Annotated in this window: 27 protein-coding genes and 4 tRNA genes; all 31 read right to left on the reverse strand. The window is 55.6% G+C overall.

Annotated elements, in window-relative coordinates:
• Positions 1-8: 8 nt before the first annotated feature.
• The 31 genes from rplN to birA all read right to left on the reverse strand — a co-directional run bounded on the left by rplN (position 9) and on the right by birA (position 24821).
• Entirely contained in the window at positions 9-377 is a 369-nt protein-coding gene (gene rplN / locus AC3WWR_RS23825) for a 50S ribosomal protein L14 (protein WP_002555479.1), read from the reverse strand.
• 23 nt (positions 378-400) lie between these two features.
• The gene (gene rpsQ / locus AC3WWR_RS23830; RefSeq protein WP_003176419.1) at positions 401-667 is read right to left on the reverse strand and encodes a 30S ribosomal protein S17; all 267 of its coding nucleotides are present in this window, start codon (positions 665-667) and stop codon (positions 401-403) included.
• A gap of 2 nt (positions 668-669) precedes the next feature.
• Positions 670-861, reverse strand: coding sequence for a 50S ribosomal protein L29 (gene rpmC, locus AC3WWR_RS23835; protein ID WP_002555481.1), 192 nt, complete (start codon positions 859-861; stop codon positions 670-672).
• On the reverse strand, positions 861-1274 hold the full coding sequence (gene rplP / locus AC3WWR_RS23840) for a 50S ribosomal protein L16 (protein WP_003228729.1): 414 nt from the start codon (positions 1272-1274) through the stop codon (positions 861-863). Before rplP ends, rpmC begins: the two co-directional genes overlap by 1 nt.
• Before the next feature lie 12 nt (positions 1275-1286).
• Positions 1287-1973, reverse strand: coding sequence for a 30S ribosomal protein S3 (gene rpsC / locus AC3WWR_RS23845; RefSeq protein WP_008065719.1), 687 nt, complete (start codon positions 1971-1973; stop codon positions 1287-1289).
• Positions 1974-1986: 13 nt separating this feature from the next.
• The gene (rplV, locus tag AC3WWR_RS23850) at positions 1987-2319 is read right to left on the reverse strand and encodes a 50S ribosomal protein L22 (RefSeq protein ID WP_003103908.1); all 333 of its coding nucleotides are present in this window, start codon (positions 2317-2319) and stop codon (positions 1987-1989) included.
• Between the two features lie 11 nt (positions 2320-2330).
• Positions 2331-2606: a 30S ribosomal protein S19 gene (rpsS, locus tag AC3WWR_RS23855; protein ID WP_002555486.1), complete on the reverse strand. Its 276-nt coding sequence runs from the start codon at positions 2604-2606 to the stop codon at positions 2331-2333.
• A 16-nt stretch (positions 2607-2622) separates the two neighbouring features.
• Positions 2623-3447 carry a 50S ribosomal protein L2 gene (gene rplB / locus AC3WWR_RS23860; protein ID WP_003186055.1) on the reverse strand — a complete coding sequence of 275 codons (825 nt, stop codon included), beginning with the start codon at positions 3445-3447 and terminating at the stop codon, positions 2623-2625.
• Positions 3448-3461: 14 nt separating this feature from the next.
• A complete protein-coding gene (gene rplW / locus AC3WWR_RS23865) occupies positions 3462-3761 on the reverse strand; it encodes a 50S ribosomal protein L23 (protein ID WP_002555488.1) in 300 nt (99 codons plus the stop codon).
• Positions 3758-4360, reverse strand: a complete 603-nt coding sequence (gene rplD / locus AC3WWR_RS23870) for a 50S ribosomal protein L4 (RefSeq protein WP_003228735.1) — start codon at positions 4358-4360, stop codon at positions 3758-3760. The genes rplW and rplD overlap by 4 nt, the downstream gene beginning before the upstream one ends.
• 12 nt (positions 4361-4372) lie before the next feature.
• Positions 4373-5008, reverse strand: coding sequence for a 50S ribosomal protein L3 (gene rplC, locus AC3WWR_RS23875; RefSeq protein ID WP_003186059.1), 636 nt, complete (start codon positions 5006-5008; stop codon positions 4373-4375).
• A gap of 80 nt (positions 5009-5088) precedes the next feature.
• A complete protein-coding gene (gene rpsJ / locus AC3WWR_RS23880) occupies positions 5089-5400 on the reverse strand; it encodes a 30S ribosomal protein S10 (protein ID WP_003186070.1) in 312 nt (103 codons plus the stop codon).
• A gap of 158 nt (positions 5401-5558) precedes the next feature.
• Positions 5559-6752, reverse strand: coding sequence for an elongation factor Tu (tuf, locus tag AC3WWR_RS23885; RefSeq protein WP_008065716.1), 1194 nt, complete (start codon positions 6750-6752; stop codon positions 5559-5561).
• Between the two features lie 30 nt (positions 6753-6782).
• A complete protein-coding gene (gene fusA, locus AC3WWR_RS23890; RefSeq protein ID WP_008065706.1) occupies positions 6783-8888 on the reverse strand; it encodes an elongation factor G in 2106 nt (701 codons plus the stop codon).
• Positions 8889-8918: 30 nt separating this feature from the next.
• Positions 8919-9389 carry a 30S ribosomal protein S7 gene (gene rpsG, locus AC3WWR_RS23895; RefSeq protein ID WP_002555493.1) on the reverse strand — a complete coding sequence of 157 codons (471 nt, stop codon included), beginning with the start codon at positions 9387-9389 and terminating at the stop codon, positions 8919-8921.
• Between the two features lie 122 nt (positions 9390-9511).
• Entirely contained in the window at positions 9512-9883 is a 372-nt protein-coding gene (gene rpsL, locus AC3WWR_RS23900; protein WP_003186084.1) for a 30S ribosomal protein S12, read from the reverse strand.
• Between the two features lie 215 nt (positions 9884-10098).
• Positions 10099-14298 carry a DNA-directed RNA polymerase subunit beta' gene (gene rpoC / locus AC3WWR_RS23905; RefSeq protein ID WP_008065703.1) on the reverse strand — a complete coding sequence of 1400 codons (4200 nt, stop codon included), beginning with the start codon at positions 14296-14298 and terminating at the stop codon, positions 10099-10101.
• A gap of 64 nt (positions 14299-14362) precedes the next feature.
• On the reverse strand, positions 14363-18436 hold the full coding sequence (gene rpoB, locus AC3WWR_RS23910) for a DNA-directed RNA polymerase subunit beta (RefSeq protein ID WP_008018199.1): 4074 nt from the start codon (positions 18434-18436) through the stop codon (positions 14363-14365).
• Positions 18437-18656: 220 nt separating this feature from the next.
• Positions 18657-19022, reverse strand: coding sequence for a 50S ribosomal protein L7/L12 (gene rplL / locus AC3WWR_RS23915; RefSeq protein WP_020799830.1), 366 nt, complete (start codon positions 19020-19022; stop codon positions 18657-18659).
• A 75-nt stretch (positions 19023-19097) separates the two neighbouring features.
• The gene (rplJ, locus tag AC3WWR_RS23920) at positions 19098-19598 is read right to left on the reverse strand and encodes a 50S ribosomal protein L10 (RefSeq protein WP_008065701.1); all 501 of its coding nucleotides are present in this window, start codon (positions 19596-19598) and stop codon (positions 19098-19100) included.
• 198 nt (positions 19599-19796) lie between these two features.
• Positions 19797-20492, reverse strand: a complete 696-nt coding sequence (rplA, locus tag AC3WWR_RS23925; RefSeq protein WP_003186095.1) for a 50S ribosomal protein L1 — start codon at positions 20490-20492, stop codon at positions 19797-19799.
• Positions 20492-20923, reverse strand: a complete 432-nt coding sequence (gene rplK / locus AC3WWR_RS23930) for a 50S ribosomal protein L11 (RefSeq protein WP_007933726.1) — start codon at positions 20921-20923, stop codon at positions 20492-20494. The genes rplA and rplK overlap by 1 nt, the downstream gene beginning before the upstream one ends.
• 117 nt (positions 20924-21040) lie before the next feature.
• Positions 21041-21574, reverse strand: coding sequence for a transcription termination/antitermination protein NusG (nusG, locus tag AC3WWR_RS23935; RefSeq protein ID WP_007933727.1), 534 nt, complete (start codon positions 21572-21574; stop codon positions 21041-21043).
• 9 nt (positions 21575-21583) lie between these two features.
• Positions 21584-21952: a preprotein translocase subunit SecE gene (gene secE / locus AC3WWR_RS23940; protein ID WP_007896620.1), complete on the reverse strand. Its 369-nt coding sequence runs from the start codon at positions 21950-21952 to the stop codon at positions 21584-21586.
• A gap of 45 nt (positions 21953-21997) precedes the next feature.
• A tRNA-Trp gene (locus AC3WWR_RS23945) sits at positions 21998-22073 on the reverse strand.
• 173 nt (positions 22074-22246) lie between these two features.
• Positions 22247-22322, reverse strand: a tRNA-Thr gene (locus AC3WWR_RS23950).
• 26 nt (positions 22323-22348) lie between these two features.
• Positions 22349-22422: transfer RNA gene (locus tag AC3WWR_RS23955), tRNA-Gly, on the reverse strand.
• 24 nt (positions 22423-22446) lie between these two features.
• Positions 22447-22531: transfer RNA gene (locus AC3WWR_RS23960), tRNA-Tyr, on the reverse strand.
• A gap of 143 nt (positions 22532-22674) precedes the next feature.
• A complete protein-coding gene (locus AC3WWR_RS23965; RefSeq protein ID WP_020799831.1) occupies positions 22675-23115 on the reverse strand; it encodes a hypothetical protein in 441 nt (146 codons plus the stop codon).
• A 7-nt stretch (positions 23116-23122) separates the two neighbouring features.
• Positions 23123-23872, reverse strand: a complete 750-nt coding sequence (locus AC3WWR_RS23970; RefSeq protein ID WP_033040659.1) for a pantothenate kinase — start codon at positions 23870-23872, stop codon at positions 23123-23125.
• Positions 23862-24821, reverse strand: coding sequence for a bifunctional biotin--[acetyl-CoA-carboxylase] ligase/biotin operon repressor BirA (gene birA / locus AC3WWR_RS23975; RefSeq protein WP_033040658.1), 960 nt, complete (start codon positions 24819-24821; stop codon positions 23862-23864). The genes AC3WWR_RS23970 and birA overlap by 11 nt, the downstream gene beginning before the upstream one ends.
• Between the last annotated feature and the right edge of the window lie 170 nt (positions 24822-24991).

A 24991-nucleotide genomic window follows, 5' to 3' on the forward strand; every position in this document is an offset into this window, starting at 1 on the left:
GGATCTCCTTACAGCACTTCTGGGGCGAGCGAGACGATCTTCATGAACTTCTCAGTACGAAGTTCACGGGTCACTGGCCCAAAGATACGGGTGCCGATTGGCTCTTGCTTGTTGTTCAGAAGAACAGCAGCGTTGCCATCAAAGCGGATAATGGAGCCATCAGCACGACGTACGCCGTGACGAGTGCGGACTACAACAGCAGTCATCACTTGGCCTTTTTTCACTTTACCGCGAGGAATTGCTTCCTTCACGGTAACTTTGATGATGTCACCGATACCAGCGTAACGACGATGGGAGCCACCCAGCACCTTGATGCACATAACACGGCGAGCGCCGCTGTTATCGGCCACATCGAGCATGGATTGAGTCTGAATCATATAATTTCTCCGACCCCTAGTCCTTAGACTTCCACAGCGCGTTCGAGAACATCAACCAGCGCCCAAGACTTGGTCTTGGCCAAAGGACGAGTTTCACGAATAGTGACTTTGTCGCCGATGTGGCACTGATTGGTTTCGTCGTGCGCGTGCAGCTTAGTCGAACGCTTAACGTATTTACCGTAGATCGGGTGCTTAACGCGACGCTCGATCAGAACGGTGATGGTTTTGTCCATCTTGTCGCTGACAACACGGCCAGTCAGCGTACGGACAGTTTTTTCGGCTTCAGCCATGATTACTTACCTGCCTGCTGGTTGAGCACAGTCTTCACGCGAGCGATGTCACGCTTAACTTGCGAGAGCAGATGAGACTGCCCCAACTGGCCAGTTGCTTTCTGCATACGCAGATTGAACTGGTCGCGCAGCAAGCCGAGCAGTTGCTCGTTCAGCTGCTGTGCGGATTTTTCACGAAGTTCATTCGCTTTCATCACATCACCGTCCGTTTAACAAAGGAGGTGGCGAGCGGCAGCTTTGCAGCAGCCAGGGCGAAAGCCTCACGCGCCAGCTCTTCAGAAACACCCTCGATTTCATACAGGACTTTGCCTGGCTGAATCTGGGCAACCCAGTATTCCACGTTACCCTTACCTTTACCCATCCGAACCTCGAGAGGTTTTTTGGAGATCGGCTTGTCCGGGAATACACGGATCCAGATCTTGCCACCACGTTTTACGTGACGGGTCAGAGCACGACGCGCTGACTCGATCTGACGAGCGGTGAGACGACCACGAGCTACAGACTTCAGCGCGAACTCGCCGAAGCTGACTTTGCTACCGCGCAATGCCAGGCCACGGTTGTGACCAGTCATTTGCTTGCGGAACTTCGTACGCTTTGGTTGCAACATTTGGCGTACCCCTTACTTAGCAGCTTTTTTACGAGGCGCTGGTGCTTGTGGTTTCAGTTCTTCTTGGCGACCACCAATTACTTCGCCTTTGAAGATCCAAACCTTTACACCGATCACACCGTAGGTGGTGTGAGCTTCGTAGTTGGCATAGTCGATGTCGGCACGCAGGGTGTGCAATGGCACACGACCTTCGCGATACCATTCAGTACGTGCGATTTCAGCACCGCCGAGACGACCGCTCACTTGGATTTTGATGCCTTTGGCACCAATGCGCATGGCGTTCTGTACAGCGCGCTTCATAGCGCGACGGAACATTACGCGACGCTCCAGCTGCTGAGCTACGCTCTGCGCAACCAGCATACCGTCGAGCTCCGGCTTGCGGATCTCTTCGATATTGATGTGCACAGGCACACCCATTTGCTTGGTCAGGTCCTGACGCAGTTTCTCAACATCTTCACCTTTCTTCCCGATAACGATACCTGGACGAGCGGTGTGGATGGTGATGCGTGCAGTTTGAGCCGGACGATGGATATCGATACGGCTTACGGACGCGCTTTTTAGTTTGTCTTGGAGATACTCACGCACCTTCAGATCTGCGAGCAAATAGTCCGCATAAGTCCGACCGTCTGCGTACCAGACGGAGGTGTGCTCCTTGACGATTCCCAGGCGAATGCCAATGGGATGTACTTTCTGACCCATCTCTTCGACTCCGTTACTTGTCAGCAACCTTGACAGTGATATGGCAAGACCGCTTGACGATGCGATCAGCACGGCCTTTGGCACGTGGCATGATGCGCTTCAGCGAACGCCCTTCGTTGACGAAAACGGTGCTGACCTTCAGGTCATCAACGTCTGCGCCTTCGTTATGCTCGGCGTTGGCTACGGCCGACTCCAGCACTTTCTTCATGATCTCGGCGGCTTTCTTACTGCTGAAAGCCAACAGGTTGAGCGCTTCGCCCACCTTCTTCCCGCGGATCTGGTCGGCGACCAAGCGGGCTTTCTGGGCGGAGATTCGAGCGCCCGACAACTTAGCGGCTACTTCCATTTCCTAACCCCTTAACGCTTGGCTTTCTTGTCTGCCACGTGCCCGCGATAAGTGCGGGTACCGGCGAACTCGCCCAGTTTGTGGCCGACCATGTCTTCGTTCACGAGAACTGGGACGTGCTGACGACCGTTGTGTACTGCGATGGTCAAACCGACCATTTGTGGCAGGATCATCGAACGACGCGACCAGGTTTTCACCGGTTTGCGATCGTTCTTTTCCGCCGCCACTTCGATCTTCTTCAGTAGGTGAAGATCGATAAAAGGACCTTTTTTCAGAGAACGTGGCACTGTCGTATCCCTCTATTTACTTGCGACGACGGACGATCATTTTGTCGGTACGCTTATTACCACGAGTCTTCGCGCCCTTAGTCGGGAAGCCCCATGGCGATACCGGATGACGACCACCAGAGGTACGACCTTCACCACCACCATGTGGGTGGTCAACCGGGTTCATGGCAACACCACGAACGGTTGGGCGAACGCCACGCCAGCGTTTGGCACCAGCTTTACCCAGCGAACGCAGGCTGTGCTCGGAGTTCGAGACTTCGCCCAGGGTCGCACGGCATTCAGCCAGGACTTTACGCATTTCACCGGAACGCAGACGCAGGGTAACGTACACGCCTTCACGAGCGATCAGCTGAGCCGAAGCACCAGCGGAACGAGCGATCTGAGCGCCTTTACCTGGCTTCAATTCGATGCCGTGTACGGTGCTACCAACTGGAATGTTACGCAGTTGCAGAGCGTTGCCCGGCTTGATCGGTGCCAGGGCACCTGCGATCAGCTGGTCGCCAGCGCTCACGCCTTTAGGGGCGATGATGTAGCGACGCTCGCCATCTGCGTACAGCAGCAGAGCGATGTGAGCAGTACGGTTTGGATCGTATTCGATACGCTCGACAGTGGCAGCGATGCCATCTTTGTCGTTGCGACGGAAATCGACCAGACGATAATGCTGCTTATGACCACCACCGATGTGACGAGTGGTAATACGGCCATTGTTGTTACGACCACCAGACTTCGACTTCTTCTCGAGCAGCGGTGCGTGAGGAGCGCCTTTATGCAGCTCCTGGTTGACCACCTTGACCACAAAACGGCGGCCAGGGGAAGTCGGTTTGCATTTAACGATTGCCATGATGCACCCCTTCCTTACTCAGCACTGCTGCTGAAATCGAGATCTTGGCCTGGCTGAAGGGAGATAACTGCCTTCTTCCAGTCATTACGCTTGCCCAGACCGCGAGCAGTGCGCTTGCTCTTACCCAGAACATTCAGGGTAGTAACACGCTCTACTTTCACGCTGAACAGGCTTTCGACGGCCTTCTTGATTTCCAGCTTGGTTGCATCAGTAGCAACCTTGAAAACGAACTGGCCTTTCTTGTCTGCCAGAACCGTAGCCTTCTCGGAAACGTGCGGGCCAAGCAGAACTTTAAATACGCGTTCCTGGTTCATCCCAGCAGCTCCTCGAATTTCTTCACGGCCGACACGGTGATCAACACCTTGTCGTATGCGATCAGACTAACTGGATCGGAACCTTGCACGTCACGTACATCTACGTGTGGCAGGTTACGAGCAGCCAGGTACAGGTTCTGATCAACAGCGTCCGACACGATCAGAACGTCGGTCAGGCTCATGTTGTTCAGCTTGCCCAGCAGGTCTTTGGTTTTCGGTGTTTCAACGGCGAAATCCTGAACCACGACCAGACGATCAGTACGCACCAGCTCAGCAAGGATGGAACGCATTGCTGCGCGATACATCTTCTTGTTCAGCTTCTGCGAGTGATCCTGAGGACGAGCTGCGAAAGTGGTACCGCCGCCACGCCAGATTGGGCTACGGATAGTACCGGCACGAGCACGGCCAGTACCTTTCTGACGCCATGGGCGCTTACCGCCACCACGAACGTCGGAACGGGTCTTCTGCTGCTTGCTACCCTGACGGCCGCCAGCCATGTAGGCCACGACTGCTTGGTGAACCAGCGTCTCGTTGAATTCGCCGCCAAATGTCAGTTCGGAAACTTCGATCGCTTGAGCGTCATTTACATTTAATTGCATGTCAGCTTCCCCTTAACCGCGAGCCTTGGCTGCTGGACGTACAACCAAGTTGCCGCCAGTAGCGCCAGGAACAGCGCCCTTGACCAACAACAGATTGCGTTCAGCGTCCACGCGCACTACTTCGAGGGACTGCACGGTCACGCGCTCAGCGCCCATATGACCGGACATTTTTTTGCCCTTGAATACACGACCAGGAGTCTGGCACTGGCCGATAGAGCCTGGAACGCGGTGGGATACGGAGTTACCGTGGGTGTTATCTTGCCCGCGGAAATTCCAACGCTTGATCGTACCCTGGAAGCCTTTACCCTTGGACTGACCGGTTACATCAACCAGTTGACCAGCGGCGAAGATTTCAGCGTTGATCAGATCGCCGGCCTGGTACTCGCCTTCTTCAAGGCGGAATTCCATTACGGTACGACCAGCGGCAACGTTCGCTTTAGCGAAGTGGCCAGCCTGAGCTGCTGTTACACGCGAAGCACGACGCTCGCCGACAGTGACTTGCACTGCACGATAGCCATCGGTCTCTTCAGTTTTGAACTGGGTGACGCGATTCGGCTCGATCTCAATGACCGTGACCGGAATGGAGACACCTTCTTCGGTGAAAATACGGGTCATACCGCATTTACGACCGACTACACCAATAGTCATGTTGTAAACCTCATGAGTGTACGGGGCTTTCACCCGCTATGGCCGCCCATTTCAGAGCGTTACACGACTAAGACCGAGTCTTAGCCGAGGCTGATCTGCACTTCCACACCGGCCGCAAGATCAAGCTTCATAAGTGCATCAACGGTTTTATCCGTTGGCTGGACGATGTCCAGAACGCGCTTATGAGTACGGATCTCGTACTGGTCACGCGCGTCTTTGTTGACGTGCGGGGAGACCAGAACGGTGAACCGCTCTTTACGGGTAGGCAGTGGAATTGGACCACGCACTTGAGCACCAGTACGTTTCGCGGTTTCCACGATTTCCTGGGTGGATTGGTCGATCAGGCGATGGTCAAAAGCCTTCAACCTGATACGGATTTGCTGATTTTGCATTGGATTTCAGACTCCGGCTGCTATTCCCACCAGGCGCAATACGCCTGTTAAAAGGAGGCGCAATTCTATAGACGCCCCAGATAGGTGTCAACCCAATAAAAAAGGCCCCCGCTGAGCGGGGGCCTTTTCAAAACATCAAAGCTTTCTCGGTGAAGAGATTACTCGATGATTTTAGCTACAACGCCAGCACCAACGGTACGGCCGCCTTCACGGATAGCGAAGCGCAGACCGTCTTCCATTGCGATGGTTTTGATCAGGGTAACAGTCATCTGAATGTTGTCACCTGGCATTACCATTTCAACGCCTTCTGGCAGCTCGCAGTTACCGGTCACGTCAGTAGTACGGAAGTAGAACTGTGGACGGTAGCCTTTGAAGAACGGAGTGTGACGACCGCCTTCTTCCTTGCTCAGAACGTAAACTTCTGCGGTGAACTTGGTGTGCGGCTTAACCGAACCTGGCTTAACCAGAACCTGGCCACGCTCAACGTCGTCACGCTTGGTGCCACGCAGCAGAACGCCGCAGTTCTCGCCAGCACGACCTTCGTCGAGCAGCTTGCGGAACATCTCAACACCGGTGCAGGTGGTGGTGGTGGTGTCACGCAGACCAACGATTTCCAGTGCATCTTGAACGCGAACGATACCGCGCTCGATACGACCAGTCACAACAGTACCACGACCCGAGATCGAGAATACGTCTTCGATTGGCATCAGGAATGGCTTGTCGATAGCACGCTCTGGCTCTGGGATGTAGGTATCCAGAGTTTCGACCAGCTTACGAACGGCAGTGGTGCCCATTTCGTTGTCGTCTTTGCCTTCCAGCGCCATACGAGCAGAACCGATGATGATCGGAGTGTCGTCGCCTGGGAAGTCATAGGTGGACAGCAGGTCGCGAACTTCCATCTCAACCAGTTCCAGCAGCTCAGCGTCGTCTACCAGGTCAGCCTTGTTCAGGAAGACCACGATGTACGGAACGCCTACCTGACGGGACAGCAGGATGTGCTCACGGGTTTGTGGCATCGGACCATCAGCGGCCGAGCAAACCAGGATCGCGCCGTCCATCTGGGCAGCACCGGTGATCATGTTCTTCACGTAGTCAGCGTGACCTGGGCAGTCAACGTGAGCGTAGTGACGAATGTTCGAGTTGTACTCGACGTGCGCGGTGTTGATGGTGATACCGCGAGCTTTTTCTTCTGGTGCGCTGTCGATCTTGTCGAATTCAACTACGGCCGAACCGAAAACTTCGGAGCAGACGCGAGTCAGAGCAGCGGTCAGAGTGGTTTTACCGTGGTCAACGTGGCCGATGGTGCCAACGTTTACGTGCGGTAGGGAACGATCAAATTTTTCTTTAGCCACGACAATTAACTCCTTGCCTAAAGGACTGAATCAGCCTTGTTTTTTGGTAACGGTTTCGACGATGTGCGACGGAGCCGTATTGTATTTTTTGAATTCCATAGAGTAGCTTGCGCGACCCTGGGACATCGAACGAACGTCGGTCGCATAACCGAACATCTCGCCCAACGGAACTTCAGCACGGATAACCTTACCGGAAACCGTATCTTCCATACCCAGAATCATGCCGCGACGACGGTTCAGGTCGCCCATCACGTCACCCATATAGTCTTCAGGCGTAACAACCTCTACCGCCATGATCGGCTCGAGCAACTCACCACCACCCTTCTGGGCCAGTTGCTTGGTCGCCATGGAAGCAGCCACCTTAAACGCCATCTCGTTCGAGTCGACGTCGTGGTAAGAACCATCAAACACGGTAGCCTTCAGGCCGATCAGCGGATAGCCGGCAACAACACCGTTCTTCATCTGCTCTTCGATACCCTTCTGGATAGCCGGGATGTATTCCTTAGGAACCACACCACCCACTACTTCGTTCAGGAATTGCAGACCTTCCTGACCTTCGTCAGCAGGAGCAAAACGAATCCAGCAATGACCGAACTGGCCACGACCGCCGGACTGACGAACGAACTTGCCTTCAATTTCGCAGCTCTTCGTGATGCGCTCACGGTACGAAACTTGAGGCTTACCGATGTTGGCTTCGACGTTGAACTCACGGCGCATCCGGTCAACCAGGATGTCCAGGTGCAACTCGCCCATGCCAGAGATGATCGTCTGACCAGTCTCTTCATCAGTTTTAACGCGGAAAGACGGGTCTTCCTGAGCAAGTTTGCCCAGAGCAATACCCATTTTTTCCTGGTCATCCTTGGTCTTAGGCTCTACGGCAACCGAAATAACCGGCTCCGGGAAGTCCATGCGAACCAGGATGATTGGCTTGTCAGCGTTGCACAAGGTTTCACCAGTGGTGACGTCCTTCATGCCGATCAAGGCCGCGATGTCACCAGCGCGCACTTCCTTGATCTCTTCGCGGGCGTTTGCGTGCATTTGCACCATACGACCCACACGCTCTTTCTTGCCTTTAACCGAGTTGATCACGCCGTCGCCGGAGGCCAACACGCCCGAGTAAACGCGGACGAAGGTCAAGGTACCCACGAATGGGTCGGTAGCGATCTTGAACGCCAGAGCCGAGAACGGCTCGTTGTCGTCTGCGTGACGCTCCATCTGCTTTTCCTCGTCATCCGGGTCAGTACCCTTGATGGCAGGAATGTCGGTTGGAGCCGGCAGGTAGTCGATAACGGCGTCGAGAACCAGGGGAACGCCTTTGTTCTTGAAGGAAGAACCGCAAACAGCCAGGACGATTTCGCCAGCGATAGTACGCTGACGCAGAGCGGCCTTGATTTCCTCGATGGTGAGCTCTTCGCCTTCGAGGTACTTGTTCATCAGCTCTTCGCTGGCTTCGGCCGCAGCCTCAACCATGTTGCTGCGCCACTCTTCAGCCAGCTCCTGCAGTTCAGCAGGGATGGCTTCGCGACGTGGAGTCATGCCCTTGTCAGCATCGTTCCAGTAAACCGCTTCCATGGTCATCAGGTCGATCTGACCCTGGAAGTTGTCTTCGGAACCGATAGCCAACTGGATTGGCACCGGGGTGTGACCCAGACGCTGCTTGATCTGAGCGATCACGCGCAGGAAGTTAGCGCCGGCACGGTCCATCTTGTTCACGTAGACGATACGTGGAACACCGTACTTGTTGGCTTGACGCCATACGGTTTCGGACTGAGGCTCAACGCCGGAAGTGCCACAGAACACAACGACCGCGCCGTCGAGTACACGCAGGGAACGCTCAACTTCAATGGTGAAGTCTACGTGACCCGGGGTGTCAATGACGTTGAAGCGATATTGGTCTTTGTGCTGCTTAGCAGAACCCTGCCAGAAGGCGGTAATAGCAGCAGAAGTAATGGTAATACCACGCTCCTGCTCCTGAACCATCCAGTCGGTGGTCGCGGCGCCGTCATGCACCTCGCCCATCTTGTGGCTTTTGCCAGTGTAAAAAAGGACGCGCTCGGTGGTGGTGGTTTTACCAGCATCCACGTGAGCAACGATACCAATGTTACGGTAGCGATTAATCGGTGTAGTACGAGCCATAAAGCCCTCGCAAATTGAGTGACGCTAAAATTAGAAGCGGTAGTGCGAGAAAGCTTTGTTAGCTTCAGCCATACGGTGCACGTCTTCACGCTTCTTAACTGCAGCACCTTTACCTTCGGCAGCGTCCAACAGTTCGCCAGCCAAACGCAGAGCCATAGACTTCTCGCCGCGCTTACGGGCGAAGTCTACCAACCAGCGCATTGCCAGAGCGTTACGACGGGACGGACGAACTTCAACCGGAACCTGGTAAGTAGCACCGCCTACACGGCGCGACTTTACTTCGACCAGCGGAGCGATGGCGTCGAGAGCTTTCTCGAAGATTTCCAGGGGGTCGCTGTTCTTGCGTTCTTTAACCTTTTCCAGCGCGCCATAAACGATACGCTCGGCAACGGCTTTCTTGCCGCTTTCCATCACGTGGTTCATGAACTTGGCCAGGATTTGGCTTCCGTATTTTGGATCGTCAAGCACTTCGCGCTTGGCTGCTACGCGTCTTCTTGGCATGGATAAGCCCTCAAACGGTCTTCAGGTTCGCTCGGAATCGGTGCCCATTACTACGGGACGCCTCCGACCTTACTCTTATCGACTCAGAAAAATAGAAATCAGTTTTTTGCAGCAAGCGACCATTACTTCGGACGCTTGGTACCGTACTTCGAACGACCCTGGTTACGACCTTTAACGCCGGAAGTATCCAACGAACCGCGAACGGTGTGGTAACGAACACCTGGCAAGTCTTTTACACGACCGCCGCGGATCAGTACCACGCTGTGCTCTTGCAGGTTGTGGCCTTCACCGCCGATGTACGAGGAAACCTCGAAACCGTTGGTCAGGCGCACACGGCATACTTTACGCAGTGCCGAGTTAGGTTTTTTCGGCGTGGTGGTGTACACACGGGTGCACACGCCACGGCGTTGCGGGCAGTTCTGCAGCGCAGGCACGTCGGATTTCTCGACGATACGCTTACGCGGCTGACGTACCAGCTGGTTGATAGTTGCCATCTACTAGCTCCACTGTTGTCTTGCGACGCTATTGTCTTGCAAGAAAAGCAAAATGGCAGGAACGAATTCCCGCCAAATTTAGGGGTACAAGAGTCTAAAGAGGATCTTGTCCCCAGTCAAGGCAAGGCCCCGACCTCCCCGCCCATCAAACCTCGACAAATTGTCTCGATTCGATGAACGGAGTGACCAGGGCCTCAGCTCATTTACCGCAGAACTCAGTTACCGCTCGAGTTCAGCGCTTCGGTCAGTGCAGCTTCCACTTCACTGGCGCTTACGCGCAACGGCTTGTCTGCATCACGGCGGCGCTTACGCTCGCTGTGGTAGGCCAGGCCGGTACCCGCCGGGATCAGACGACCCACGACCACGTTTTCTTTCAGGCCGCGCAGGTAGTCGCGCTTGCCGGTAACCGCCGCCTCGGTCAGTACACGGGTGGTTTCCTGGAAGGAAGCCGCCGAGATGAACGATTCGGTGGACAACGACGCCTTGGTGATACCCAGCAGAACGCGAGTGAACTTGGAGACAAATTTGTCTTCGCCGCTCAAACGTTCGTTCTCTACCAGAACATGAGTCAATTCCATCTGGTCGCCCTTGATGAAACTGGAATCGCCGGATTCAGCGATCTCAACTTTACGCAGCATCTGACGCAGGATGGTCTCGATGTGCTTGTCGTTGATCTTCACGCCTTGCAGACGGTAAACGTCCTGGATCTCGTTGACGATGTACTTGGCCAGCGCACTCACACCCAGCAGACGCAGGATGTCGTGCGGATCGCTTGGGCCGTCGGAGATAACTTCGCCGCGGTTTACCTGTTCGCCTTCGAACACGTTCAGGTGACGCCACTTCGGAATCAGCTCTTCGTACGGATCGCTACCGTCGTTCGGGGTAATAACCAGACGGCGCTTGCCCTTGGTTTCTTTACCGAACGCGATGGTGCCGCTGACTTCAGCCAGAATCGAGGCCTCTTTCGGACGACGAGCTTCGAACAAGTCCGCAACACGCGGCAGACCACCGGTGATGTCACGGGTCTTCGAAGTTTCTTGCGGGATACGAGCGATAACATCACCGATCGCGATCTTCGCGCCGTCCGCCACACCGACCAGGGCGTTGGCTGGCAGGAAGTACTGAGCGATAACGTCAGTGCCTGGCAGCAACAGATCCTTGCCGTTGTCATCAACCATCTTCACAGCAGGACGGATATCTTTACCGGCAGCTGGACGGTCTTTGGCGTCGAGTACTTCAATGTTGGTCATACCGGTCAATTCGTCAGTCTGACGCTTGATCGTGATGCCTTCTTCCATGCCCACGTAGGTCACGGTACCTTTCATTTCGGTAACGATCGGGTGAGTGTGCGGATCCCACTTGGCCACGATGGCACCAGCGTCGACCTTGTCACCTTCCTTAACCGAAATTACCGCACCGTACGGCAGCTTGTAACGCTCGCGCTCACGACCGAAGTCATCAGCGATAGCCAGCTCACCGGAACGGGACACGGCAACCAGGTGACCGTCCACTCGCTCAACGTGTTTCAGGTTGTGCAGACGGACGGTACCGCCGTTCTTAACCTGAACGCTGTCGGCTGCGGAGGTCCGACTTGCCGCACCACCGATGTGGAACGTACGCATCGTCAGCTGGGTACCCGGCTCACCGATGGACTGGGCAGCGATAACGCCGACCGCTTCACCGATGTTCACCTGGTGACCACGAGCCAGGTCGCGACCGTAGCACTTGGCGCAGATACCGAAACGGGTTTCGCAGCTGATCGGCGAACGAACGATCACTTCGTCGATGCTGTTGAGCTCGATGAACTCGACCCACTTCTCGTCAACCAGGGTGCCGGCAGGAACGATGACGTCCTCGGTACCTGGCTTGAATACGTCACGGGCGATAACACGACCCAATACGCGCTCACCCAGCGGCTCTACAACGTCACCGCCTTCAATGTGCGGAGTCATCAGCAGGCCGTGTTCGGTGCCGCAATCGATCTCGGTTACAACCAAGTCTTGCGCCACGTCTACCAGACGACGGGTCAGGTAACCCGAGTTCGCTGTTTTCAACGCGGTATCCGCCAGACCTTTACGAGCACCGTGAGTGGAGATGAAGTACTGGAGTACGCTCAAACCTTCACGGAAGTTCGCGGTAATCGGCGTTTCAATGATGGAACCGTCCGGCTTGGCCATCAGGCCACGCATACCGGCCAGCTGACGAATCTGTGCTGCGGAACCCCGCGCACCCGAGTCGGCCATCATGTACATCGAGTTGAAAGACTCTTGGTCGACTTCGACGCCATGACGGTCGATGACTTTCTCTTTCGAGAGGTTGGCCATCATCGCCTTGGAAACTTCGTCGTTCGCCTTGGACCAAAGGTCGATCACTTTGTTGTACTTCTCGCCCTGGGTTACCAGGCCGGAGGCGTACTGACTTTCGATCTCTTTCACTTCGTCGGTGGCTGCACCGATGATGCGGGCTTTTTCATCCGGGATAACGAAGTCGTTAACACCGATGGAAACGCCGGAAATGGTCGAATAGGCAAAACCGGTGTACATCAACTGGTCAGCGAAGATCACGGTCTCTTTCAGACCAACCACGCGGTAGCACTGGTTGATCAGCTTGGAGATCGCCTTTTTCTTCATCGGCAGGTTGACGACGTCGTACGACAGACCTTTTGGCACAACCTGGAACAACAGCGCACGGCCGACAGTGGTGTCGACGATACGGGTGTTGGTCACGCTGCCGCCATCACGGTCGTTGACGGTTTCGTTGATCCGCACTTTGACCTTGGCGTGCAGTGCGGCTTCGCCGGCACGGAACACACGGTCAACTTCCTGCAGATCCGCGAACACACGACCTTCGCCTTTGGCGTTGATCGCTTCACGGGTCATGTAGTACAGGCCCAATACAACGTCCTGCGACGGAACGATGATTGGCTCACCGTTGGCTGGCGACAGAATGTTGTTGGTCGACATCATCAACGCACGCGCTTCCAACTGGGCTTCCAGTGTCAGCGGTACGTGCACGGCCATTTGGTCGCCGTCGAAGTCGGCGTTGTACGCGGCGCAGACCAGAGGGTGCAGCTGGATAGCCTTACCTTCGATCAGTACCGGTTCAAACGCCTGGATACCCAGACGGTGAAGGGTCGGTGCACGGTTGAGAAGAACCGGGTGTTCGCGAATCACTTCAGCGAGAACGTCCCAAACCTCTGGCAATTCGCGCTCGACCATCTTCTTGGCTGCTTTGATGGTGGTAGCGAGACCACGCATTTCCAGCTTGCCGAAAATGAACGGCTTGAACAGCTCGAGAGCCATCTTCTTCGGCAGACCGCACTGGTGCAGACGCAGGGTCGGACCTACGGTAATTACCGAACGGCCGGAGTAGTCAACACGCTTACCGAGCAAGTTCTGACGGAAACGACCTTGCTTACCCTTGATCATGTCAGCCAGGGATTTCAGAGGACGCTTGTTGGAACCGGTGATAGCGCGGCCACGACGACCGTTGTCGAGCAGTGCGTCGACGGCTTCCTGCAACATACGCTTTTCGTTGCGCACGATGATGTCCGGAGCGGACAGATCCAGCAGGCGCTTCAAGCGGTTGTTACGGTTGATCACTCGACGATACAGATCGTTGAGGTCGGAAGTCGCGAAGCGACCGCCATCCAGCGGGACCAGTGGACGCAGATCTGGCGGCAGAACCGGCAGAACGGTCAGCACCATCCATTCTGGAAGGTTGCCGGAGCCCTGGAAGGCTTCCATCAACTTCAGACGCTTGGACAGCTTCTTGATCTTGGTTTCGGAGTTGGTTTGCGGAATTTCTTCACGCAGACGGCCAATCTCGTGCTCCAGGTCGATAGCGTGCAGCAGCTCACGGACAGCTTCGGCACCCATGCGGGCATCGAAATCGTCACCGAACTCTTCCAGCGCTTCGAAGTACTGCTCGTCGTTCAGCAGCTGGCCTTTTTCAAGGGTGGTCATGCCTGGATCGATAACGACATAGCTCTCGAAGTAGAGAACGCGTTCGATATCACGCAGGGTCATGTCCATCAGCAAGCCGATACGCGACGGCAGCGATTTCAGGAACCAGATGTGGGCAACTGGCGAGGCCAGTTCGATGTGCGCCATGCGCTCACGACGAACTTTAGCCAGCGCGACTTCAACACCGCACTTCTCGCAGATCACACCGCGGTGCTTCAAGCGCTTGTACTTACCGCACAGGCACTCGTAATCCTTTACCGGGCCAAAGATCTTGGCGCAGAACAGGCCATCACGCTCAGGTTTGAACGTACGGTAGTTAATGGTTTCCGGCTTTTTAACTTCGCCGAACGACCACGAACGGATCATCTCAGGCGACGCCAATCCGATACGGATGGCGTCGAACTCTTCGACTTGACCCTGGTTTTTCAGCAAATTCAGTAGGTCTTTCAAGGCCTTTCCTCCTGGCGGAGCAGAGAGCGGGCAGTGTTGCCCCGCTCTCGATTCGCGTCACGTGTTATTCGGTTTCCAGATCGATATCGATGCCGAGGGAACGAATTTCCTTGATCAACACGTTGAAGGACTCGGGCATGCCCGGCTCCATACGGTGATCGCCATCCACGATGTTCTTGTACATCTTGGTACGGCCGTTCACATCGTCCGACTTCACTGTGAGCATTTCTTGCAGAGTGTAAGCGGCACCGTATGCTTCCAGTGCCCAGACCTCCATCTCCCCGAAACGCTGACCACCGAACTGCGCCTTACCACCCAGCGGCTGCTGGGTAACCAGGCTGTACGAACCGGTAGAACGCGCGTGCATCTTGTCGTCTACCAAGTGGTTCAGCTTCAGCATGTACATGTAGCCAACGGTAACCGGGCGCTCGAACTTGTTGCCGGTACGGCCGTCGGTCAGCTGCATCTGGCCGCTTTCCGGCAGGTCTGCCAGTTTCAGCATGGCCTTGATTTCGCTTTCCTTGGCGCCGTCGAACACTGGAGTGGCCATTGGAACGCCGCCACGCAGGTTTTGAGCCAGGTCCAGGATTTCCTGGTCCGAGAAGTCATCGAGGCTTTCCTGACGACCGCCGATCTCGTTGTAGATCTCGTGCAGGAACTTACGCAGCTCGGCAACTTTGCGCTGCTCTTCAACCATGCGGTTGATCTTCTCGCCCAGACCTTTGGCCGCGAGGCCCAGGTGGGTTTCAAGGATCTGACCAACGTTCATACGCGAAGGTACGCCCAACGGGTTGAGGACGACGTCGACCGGGGTGCCATTGGCATCGTGCGGCATGTCTTCAACCGGCATGATCACGGAGACCACACCCTTGTTACCGTGACGACCGGCCATCTTGTCGCCCGGCTGGATGCGACGACGGATTGCCAGGTAAACCTTGACGATTTTCAGCACGCCTGGAGCCAGGTCATCGCCCTGCTGCAGTTTGCGCTTCTTGTCTTCGAACTTGTCGTCCAGCAGACGGCGACGATCAACGATGTAGGCCTGGGCCTTCTCGAGCTGCTCGTTCAGGGCATCTTCAGCCATGCGCAGTTTGAACCACTGGCCGTGCTCAAGACCGTCGAGCACTTCGTCGGTGATGTCCTGGCCCTTCTTCAGACCGGCGCCGCCTTCGGCTTTGTGGCCGACCAGAGCGGAGCGCAGACGTTCGAAAGTAGCACCTTCGACGATACGGAACTCTTCGTTGAGGTCCTTGCGGATCTCGTCCAGCTGGGACTTCTCGATCGACAGGGCACGCGCATCACGCTCAACGCCGTCGCGGGTGAAGACTTGTACGTCAATGACAGTACCTTTGGTACCGGTAGGTACGCGCAGGGAGGTGTCTTTAACGTCGCTGGCTTTTTCACCGAAGATCGCACGCAGCAGTTTTTCTTCCGGAGTCAGTTGGGTCTCGCCTTTCGGAGTGACCTTACCCACCAGGATGTCGCCTGCGCCAACTTCAGCACCTACGTAAACGATACCGGCTTCGTCCAGCTTGTTCAGTGCAGCTTCACCCACGTTCGGGATGTCCGCAGTGATTTCCTCTGGGCCAAGCTTGGTGTCACGGGCCACACAGGTCAGTTCCTGGATGTGGATCGTGGTGAAACGGTCTTCTTGAACAACGCGTTCCGACAGGCAGATGGAGTCTTCGAAGTTGAAGCCGTTCCATGCCATGAAGGCGATGCGCATGTTCTGACCCAGTGCCAGTTCACCCATGTCGGTGGACGGACCGTCGGCCATGATGTCGCTACGCTGAACCCGATCACCTTTACGCACCAGCGGACGCTGGTTGATGCAGGTGTTCTGGTTGGAGCGGGTGTACTTGGTCAGGTTGTAGATGTCGACACCGGCTTCACCGGTTTCTACTTCGTCATCGGCAACGCGAACCACGATACGGCTGGCGTCGACGGAGTCGATCACGCCGCCACGACGAGCCACGACGCAAACGCCGGAGTCACGGGCTACGTTACGCTCCATGCCGGTACCTACCAGCGGCTTGTCAGCACGCAGGGTTGGTACAGCTTGACGCTGCATGTTCGAACCCATCAACGCACGGTTGGCGTCGTCGTGCTCGAGGAACGGAATCAGCGACGCTGCAACCGAAACTACCTGCTTCGGCGATACGTCCATCAAGGTGACGTCTTCCGGCGCCTTGACGGTGAATTCGTTCAAGTGACGAACAGCTACCAGCTCGTCGATCAGGACTTTCTTGTCGTTCATCGTGGCCGAAGCCTGGGCGATCACGTGATCAGCTTCTTCGATGGCGGACAGGAACACGATCTCGTCGGTGACCAGGGCGTCTTTCACCACGCGGTACGGGCTCTCGAGGAAGCCGTACTGGTTGGTGCGCGCATAGGCAGCCAGGGAGTTGATCAGACCGATGTTCGGACCTTCCGGCGTTTCGATCGGGCAAACACGACCGTAGTGCGTCGGGTGTACGTCACGAACTTCAAAGCCGGCACGCTCACGAGTCAGACCACCAGGGCCGAGTGCAGAGACACGACGCTTGTGGGTGATCTCGGACAGCGGGTTGTTCTGGTCCATGAACTGGGACAACTGGCTGGAACCGAAGAACTCTTTCACCGCCGCAGCCACTGGCTTGGCGTTGATCAGGTCTTGCGGCATCAGGCCTTCGCTTTCAGCCATCGACAGACGCTCTTTGACCGCACGCTCAACACGTACCAGGCCAACGCGGAACTGGTTCTCGGCCATTTCGCCAACGCAGCGAACACGACGGTTACCCAGGTGGTCGATGTCATCGACGATGCCTTTACCGTTACGGATGTCGACCAGGGTCTTCAGTACCGCGACGATGTCTTCCTTGCACAGCACGCCCGAACCTTCGATCTCGGTACGACCGATACGACGGTTGAACTTCATCCGGCCGACCGCAGACAGGTCGTAGCGCTCAGGGCTGAAGAACAGGTTGTTGAACAGGGTCTCGGCAGCGTCTTTGGTTGGCGGCTCGCCAGGACGCATCATGCGATAGATCTCGACCAGCGCTTCCAGTTGGTTGCTGGTGGAGTCGATCTTCAGTGTGTCGGAGACGAACGGACCGCAGTCGATATCGTTGGTGTACAGAGTTTCGATGCGAACAACGCCGGCCTTGGCGATTTTCGCCAGGATCTCGGTGTTCAGCTCGGTGTTGCACTCTGCCAGGATTTCGCCGGTTGCCGGGTGCACGATGACCTTGGCGGTTGTGCGACCCAGGACGTAGTCCAGCGGCACATCCAGCTCTTTGATCCCGGCTTTTTCCAGCTGGTTGATGTGGCGAGCGGTGATACGACGACCCTGCTCGACAATAACCTTGCCTTTGTCGTCCTGGATATCGAGGACAGCGATTTCACCGCGCAGGCGCTGAGGCACCAGCTCCAGGCTCAGGGTCTCGCCCTTAACGTGGAATACGTTGGTGGTGTAGAACGCGTCCAGCACTTCTTCAGTGGTATAGCCGAGCGCGCGCAGCAGTACCGATGCAGGCAGCTTGCGACGACGGTCGATACGCACGAATACGCAGTCTTTCGGGTCGAACTCGAAGTCCAGCCACGAACCGCGGTAAGGAATGATGCGCGCGGAGTACAGCAGTTTACCGGAGCTGTGCGTCTTGCCACGGTCGTGGTCGAAGAACACGCCAGGGGAACGGTGCAGCTGGGAAACGATTACACGCTCGGTACCGTTGATTACGAAGGTACCGTTCTCAGTCATCAGGGGGATTTCACCCATGTAGACTTCTTGCTCTTTGATGTCCTTGATCGCTTTGTTCGACGATTCTTTGTCGAAAATGATCAGGCGCACTTTTACCCGCAAAGGTACGGCGTAAGTTACACCGCGCAATACGCATTCTTTGACATCAAATGCCGGTTCGCCCAAGCGATAACCGACGTACTCCAGCGCAGCATTGCCGGAGTAGCTGATGATCGGGAAAACGGATTTGAAGGCCGCATGCAGGCCCACGTCGCGGAACTGATCTTTAGTCGCTCCCGCTTGCAAGAATTCACGATACGAATCCAGCTGGATGGCCAGGAGGTAAGGCACATCCATGACGTCCGGCAACTTGCTAAAGTCCTTGCGGATACGTTTTTTCTCAGTATATGAGTAAGCCATCAGCGTTCCCCAGCTTGGTCACCTGCTTGTTTGGCCCCTCCCGACGGGAGCGACCAGAAAATCGTGCAAACCCCATGGTTTGCGCCACCGCATCGGGTGGTTACAGCTCGTTATCGGCACCGACCCAGTCGGCTGCCAATAACGGAAAAAGGCCGGTGGCAAGAGCCACCAGCCATCAGCCTGTCGCTTAACGCTCGGGCTGGAGACGCAAGGTCGGAGCTTACTTCAGCTCGACTTTAGCGCCTGCTTCTTCCAGAGTTGCTTTGGCTTTGTCAGCTGCGTCTTTGGCAACAGCTTCCAGAACCATGGCAGGAGCGCCGTCAACTACAGCCTTGGCTTCTTTCAAGCCCAGACCGGTCAGTTCACGTACTGCCTTGATCACGTTAACTTTCTTCTCGCCAGCTTCGGTCAGCATGACGTTGAATTCGGTTTGCTCTTCAGCAACGGCAGCAGCAACAGCTGGGCCAGCCGATGCAGCAGCAGCAGTAACGCCGAATTTTTCTTCGAAAGCTTTGATCAGCTCAACAACTTCCATTACGGACATGTTGCCAACTGCTTCAAGGATATCGTTCTGAGAGATAGACATGAATCTAATTCCTGATATTGGGGACGGCCTACGCGACCATCGAAAAAAACAAAAAACGCGAGAAGTTGACGAGCCTTAGGCTGCAGCAGCTTCTTTCTGGTCGCGAATTGCCGCCAGGGTACGAGCCAATTTGCTGGTAGCGCCTTGAATCACGCTCATCAGCTGAGAAATTGCTTCGTCACGGGTCGGCAGAGTTGCCAGTACGTCGATTTGGTTAGCTGCGAGGAACTTGCCCTCGAACGCAGCTGCCTTGATCTCGAACTTGTTCTGACCCTTGGCGAACTCTTTGAAAATCCGGGCAGCAGCGCCTGGATGTTCCTTGGAGAACGCGATAAGGGTAGGGCCGCTGAACACGTCGTTGAGAACACTGAATTCAGTGTCAGCAACGGCGCGCTTGAGCAGGGTGTTACGTACAACACGTACGTAAACGCCAGCTTCGCGAGCCTCTTTACGGAGTCCGGTCATTGCGCCTACTGTTACGCCACGGGCATCAGCCACGACAGCGGACAGAGCGACTTTGGCAGCCTCGTTGACTTCAGCGACGATGGCCTTCTTGTCTTCGAGTTTAATTGCCACGGGTTTAACTCCTGCTTGTTACCGTTTCATTCGATCGAAACCGAATGTCGTTTTGGTGTCTGATTCGGTAAGGAACCGGGAGCACCATCTGCGTAGGCTTGTGGTTTAAGACTTGCGTCGCCTACGGTCTTGGATAGCCCCCGCCAGGCAGGGACCCCAATTTTTCAATTGGCGCAATCGCTTGCGCCAATTTGTGTCTTACGCGTCGAGCGAGCTTTGGTCGATGACCAGACCTGGGCCCATAGTGGTGCTCAGGGTAACGCGCTTGACGTAGATACCTTTCGAGGAAGCTGGCTTGATACGCTTCAGGTCAGCGATCAGGGCTTCAACGTTTTCCTTCAGCTTGACGGCGTCGAAGCCGATCTTGCCAACGGAAGTGTGGATGATGCCGTTTTTGTCGGTGCGATAACGAACCTGACCAGCCTTGGCGTTTTTAACCGCGGTAGCTACGTCTGGCGTTACGGTGCCGACTTTAGGGTTAGGCATCAGGCCACGTGGACCGAGGATCTGACCCAGTTGACCTACAACGCGCATGGCATCCGGGGATGCGATCACTACGTCATAGTTCAGGTCGCCGCCTTTCATTTCGGCAGCCAGGTCGTCCATGCCTACACGGTCAGCGCCGGCAGCCAGAGCGGCTTCAGCAGCTGGACCCTGGGTGAACACAGCAACGCGAACGGTCTTGCCAGTGCCGTGTGGCAGCACAGTAGCGCTACGAACGACCTGGTCGGATTTACGCGGGTCAACACCCAGGTTTACAGCTACGTCGAACGACTCGCTGAACTTGACAGTCGACAGCTCAGCCAGCAGAGCAGCGGCGTCTACAAAGTTGTAGGCCTTGCCTGCTTCGATTTTGCCGGCGATAGCCTTTTGACGCTTGGTCAGCTTAGCCATTACACACCCTCCACGTTAAGGCCCATGCTACGAGCAGAACCGGCGATAGTACGCACGGCTGCTTCCATATCAGCTGCAGTCAGATCCGCGTTTTTGGTTTTCGCGATTTCTTCCAGCTGAGCACGGGTTACAGTGCCAACCTTAACGGTGTTCGGACGAGCGGAACCGCTGGTCAGACCTGCCGCCTTCTTCAGCAGAACCGAAGCAGGGGTGGATTTGGTTTCGAACGTGAAGCTACGGTCGCTGTAGACAGTGATGATCACTGGAGTCGGCAGACCTGGCTCAAGACCCTGAGTACGGGCGTTGAAAGCCTTGCAGAATTCCATGATGTTCACGCCGTGCTGACCCAGAGCAGGACCAACAGGTGGGCTTGGGTTAGCCTGAGCGGCCTTCACTTGCAGCTTGATGTAAGCGGTAATCTTCTTGGCCATGAGGCACTCCAATTACGGGTTCAAACGCCTCGAAAGGCTCCCCGGTTACTTGCGCGTTTATCCCAGTGACGACAAAACCCCACAGCCTAAGGCTGCGGGGTTGGGATGCTTGTTCAGTTAGACCTTTTCGACCTGACTGAACTCCAACTCTACCGGAGTAGAGCGTCCGAAAATGAGCACCGCGACCTGGATCCGGCTCTTTTCGTAGTTGACCTCTTCGACCGTGCCGGTGAAATCGGCAAACGGACCGTCGTTGACGCGCACCGACTCACCTGGCTCGAACAACGTCTTCGGCTTCGGCTTATCGCTACCATCAGCAACACGACGCAGAATCGCTTCTGCCTCTTTATCAGTAATCGGTGCCGGCTTATCAGCGGTACCGCCGATAAAGCCCATTACACGAGGAGTGTCCTTGACCAAGTGCCAAGTACCCTCGTTCATATCCATCTGGACCAGCACATAACCAGGGAAGAACTTACGCTCGCTCTTGCGCTTCTGGCCATTACGCATTTCAACCACTTCTTCAGTGGGAACCAGAATTTCGCCGAAGCCATCTTCCATGCCAGCCAGCTTTACGCGCTCGATCAGCGAGCGCATTACATGCTTCTCGTAACCGGAGTAAGCATGCACAACGTACCAACGCTTAGCCACGGGACACCCTTAGCCGACAATCAAGGAAACAAGCCAGCCGAGCAGGGAATCGAGCCCCCACAACAGCAACGCCATAACCAGGACAACAGCCACAACGATCAACGTGGTCTGCGTGGTTTCTTGGCGAGTCGGCCATACGACTTTACGAATTTCGGTGCGCGCTTCCTTAACCAGTACAAAGAAAGACTTGCCCTTGACTGTCTGCAGGCCTACAAAGGCAGCTACGGCAGCAATGACAAGCAAAGCGAGTACGCGGTACAGGATCGGCGAAGCAGAGTAATACTGATTGCCAACAACGCCAACAACCACCAAAGCGACTACTACAAGCCACTTGAGGAGGTCGAAACGAGAGCCTTGAGCTTCAGCTTTAGGAGTCATCTATGAAGATCCTGTGAAAAGAAAGCCAGACACACCGAGTGAATCTGGCAGGTCAGGAGGGAATCGAACCCCCAACCTACGGTTTTGGAGACCGTCGCTCTGCCAATTGAGCTACTGACCTAAAACAAAATCAGGCCGACCATTATGCAGACCTGAAAAAGACTTTACAACCACTTGCTAGGCGACCCGATCGAAACACCCTCACCCACAAGAGCAAGAACTCTCAGAGCCACAACGGGGCGCAGCCTTAGCCGCCTAAAACAAAGGCAGATATTTGCATATCTGCCTTTTGTATGGAGCTCTTGAGCGGATTTGAACCGCTGACCTCACCCTTACCAAGGGTGTGCTCTACCAACTGAGCTACAAGAGCGTAACACCGTGCAAAACCTGCAAACTTGGAGCGGGTAGCGGGAATCGAACCCGCATCATCAGCTTGGAAGGCTGAGGTTCTACCACTAAACTATACCCGCGAGGCTTGCAGCTCTCGCTAAAAATGGTGGAGGGGGAAGGATTCGAACCTTCGAAGTCGTAGACGTCAGATTTACAGTCTGATCCCTTTGGCCGCTCGGGAACCCCTCCTAAGCGAGCCGGCATTCTACATCATGCCAGCCTTCTGTCAAGCATTTTTCTCATTAAAATCCTGAGCTTATCTGCGTTGACCTCGCTTCACTTCGTTGACCGCTTTAGGTCTTCGCTGTGGAGCGGGCGCCATTCTATGCAAACTATTCGGTGGGTGCAACCCCCCCACAAGGCATTATTTTATGTTTTAACTCATTGAATTCTCTAGAAAGGTTTATCAGCTGCAAGTCATCCAGCCAACGCTTGCTTTCAGGGGCCACTCGAACCCAGTACACAGGGGGTTCAGTCGGACTCGCAGGTAGCGATTGATATTTCACGCCCATGCCCGTCAACCTGCGCTCAAGCGCCTTCTCGACGTCCTGACTTACAAATCCACCCAGATAAAGGCATTCAGCCTCTGCCTGTGCCACCTTCCCTTTATCCCTGGCCGTATCCGTCGCCTCGCTCAAGAGACGAATGTCCTGCTGGGAACCGCGATACAGACTCAAAGGCGTTACGTCCTTGGCACGCAGAGGCGCCTCCTGTTGATGCCAGATGTAATAAAACACATTGAGAACGAGCAGCAGCAGAAACAACCAACGCATAAAGACCTCAAGACAAAGGGCATGCCATCGCCAAGCCGACGAACACCAGATCGGGAACCACCCGGGCCTCAGGCACTATCTCGGACACCAACGACGCATCACCACCGGTGAGGAACACCGTAAAGTTCTCCCCCCAATAACCCCGCGCCATCTCCAGTTGCGTCAGCACAAATCCGCGAAGCATCAACAGGCACCCGCGCTCAACCGCTTCGACCGTCGTGCGTCCCGGAACAAGACGCTCCAAAGCGCGCTCAGCCGCAAGATCTCCGTAACGAATCTTGCGGGTATGGGTGCGCAGCTGGTTTCGCATCAACGGCATCCCAGGGCATATAAACCCACCGAGATGATCACCATCCCCGGCAACGAAGTCCGCGGTCACCGCAGTACCGAAATCAAGCACCAGGCACGCGCCAGAAGCCAGATGAAACCCTCCGAGCAGCGCCAACCAACGATCAAGACCGAGCCGCTCAAATTCTTCATAGCCATTACGAACACCGGCCATTTCCTCGGCTGGAGCGGCACAGACCACCGAAATTTCGAAGGCAGCCTTCAGCCGGGCGATCAATTCGCCGGTTTCTTCGGCAGTCCTGACACTCACCAGCCGACAGAACCTCAACGCAAGGCCTTCAATCCCCTTCACGCCCTCGAGCAATGCCAGGTCGGAATCGACTACTCCCTCCCCTACCACCTGACGGGCGTCCGCCTTGAGCACACGCCACTTGATGAAACTATTTCCGCAGTCGAGCTCAAGAATCATGACGCAACCTCAGGCTCAGCTCACCGCCACTGAAGACTTTCTCCACACCACCCACCTTCAAGCGCAGCGCACCCTGACTATCGATACCCAGCACTTCGCCATCTATTTGGTTTGCACCCGCGATCAACGACACCGCACGCCCCTGCCATAGGTGATGCTGCTCCCACTCAGCCTGGATCGCCGAAAATCCATCGGCCTGGTGGCGAGCCAGGTATCTGTGGAGCATTTCACCCAGCGCCGCGACCAGGCGATTGCGATCAAACGCCTTGCCCGACTCCAGGCGCATGGACGTCCATTGTTGATCGACTTCATCGGTCATTTGCATGTTTACATTAATTCCGACACCCAGCACCACGTGACAGACGTCGGCAGGATCCCCGACCAGCTCAAGCAGTATTCCGGCAATTTTCTTCTGCCCTACCAGGACATCATTGGGCCATTTCAACCCAACCCCGGGAACCCCAAGCTCACGCAAGGCCTGCATGACGGCGAGCCCCACTACAAGGCTCAAGCCCTCCAGCTGGCGCATACCGCCCTCAACCCGCAACACCAGGCTGTAATAGACATTCTCAGCGAATGGACTGACCCACTTGCGCCCTCGCCGCCCGCGCCCGGCAGTTTGCCGCTCGGCAAGCACCAGAAAAGGCGCAGCCTGGTGCCGCTCGATGGCGCGCAGGGCTTCGGCATTGGTGGAGTCAATAGAGTCGAAGACCAGGACCGGCCAATTAGACGTGGGCGACAGTCGCCCTATCTCCGCAGGATCAAGCAACGTCAACGGTGCAGCCAATTGATAGCCGCGCCCCCGAACCTTGTGAATGGACAACCCCAGCTCAGCCTCAAGATGCTGAAGCTGCTTCCACACAGCACTGCGACTGATGCCCAAGGCAGCGCCCAATGCCTGACCCGAATGGAATCGGCCATCCTTAAGAAGCTTTAACAACGTCAGCATGCAAGTCTCGCCTCACAATGAGGCCCGCATGATAGCCACGCCCCGAGCCGTTGCATAGAAACCCGAACAGACAGATTTTTCCAGCGGACAAAAACAAAACCCCTACCTGCATGCGCAGATAGGGGTTTTGGAATTTAATCTTGACGATGACCTACTCTCACATGGGGAAA

It is taken from the genome of Pseudomonas sp. EB271-G4-1, assembly GCF_058791355.1.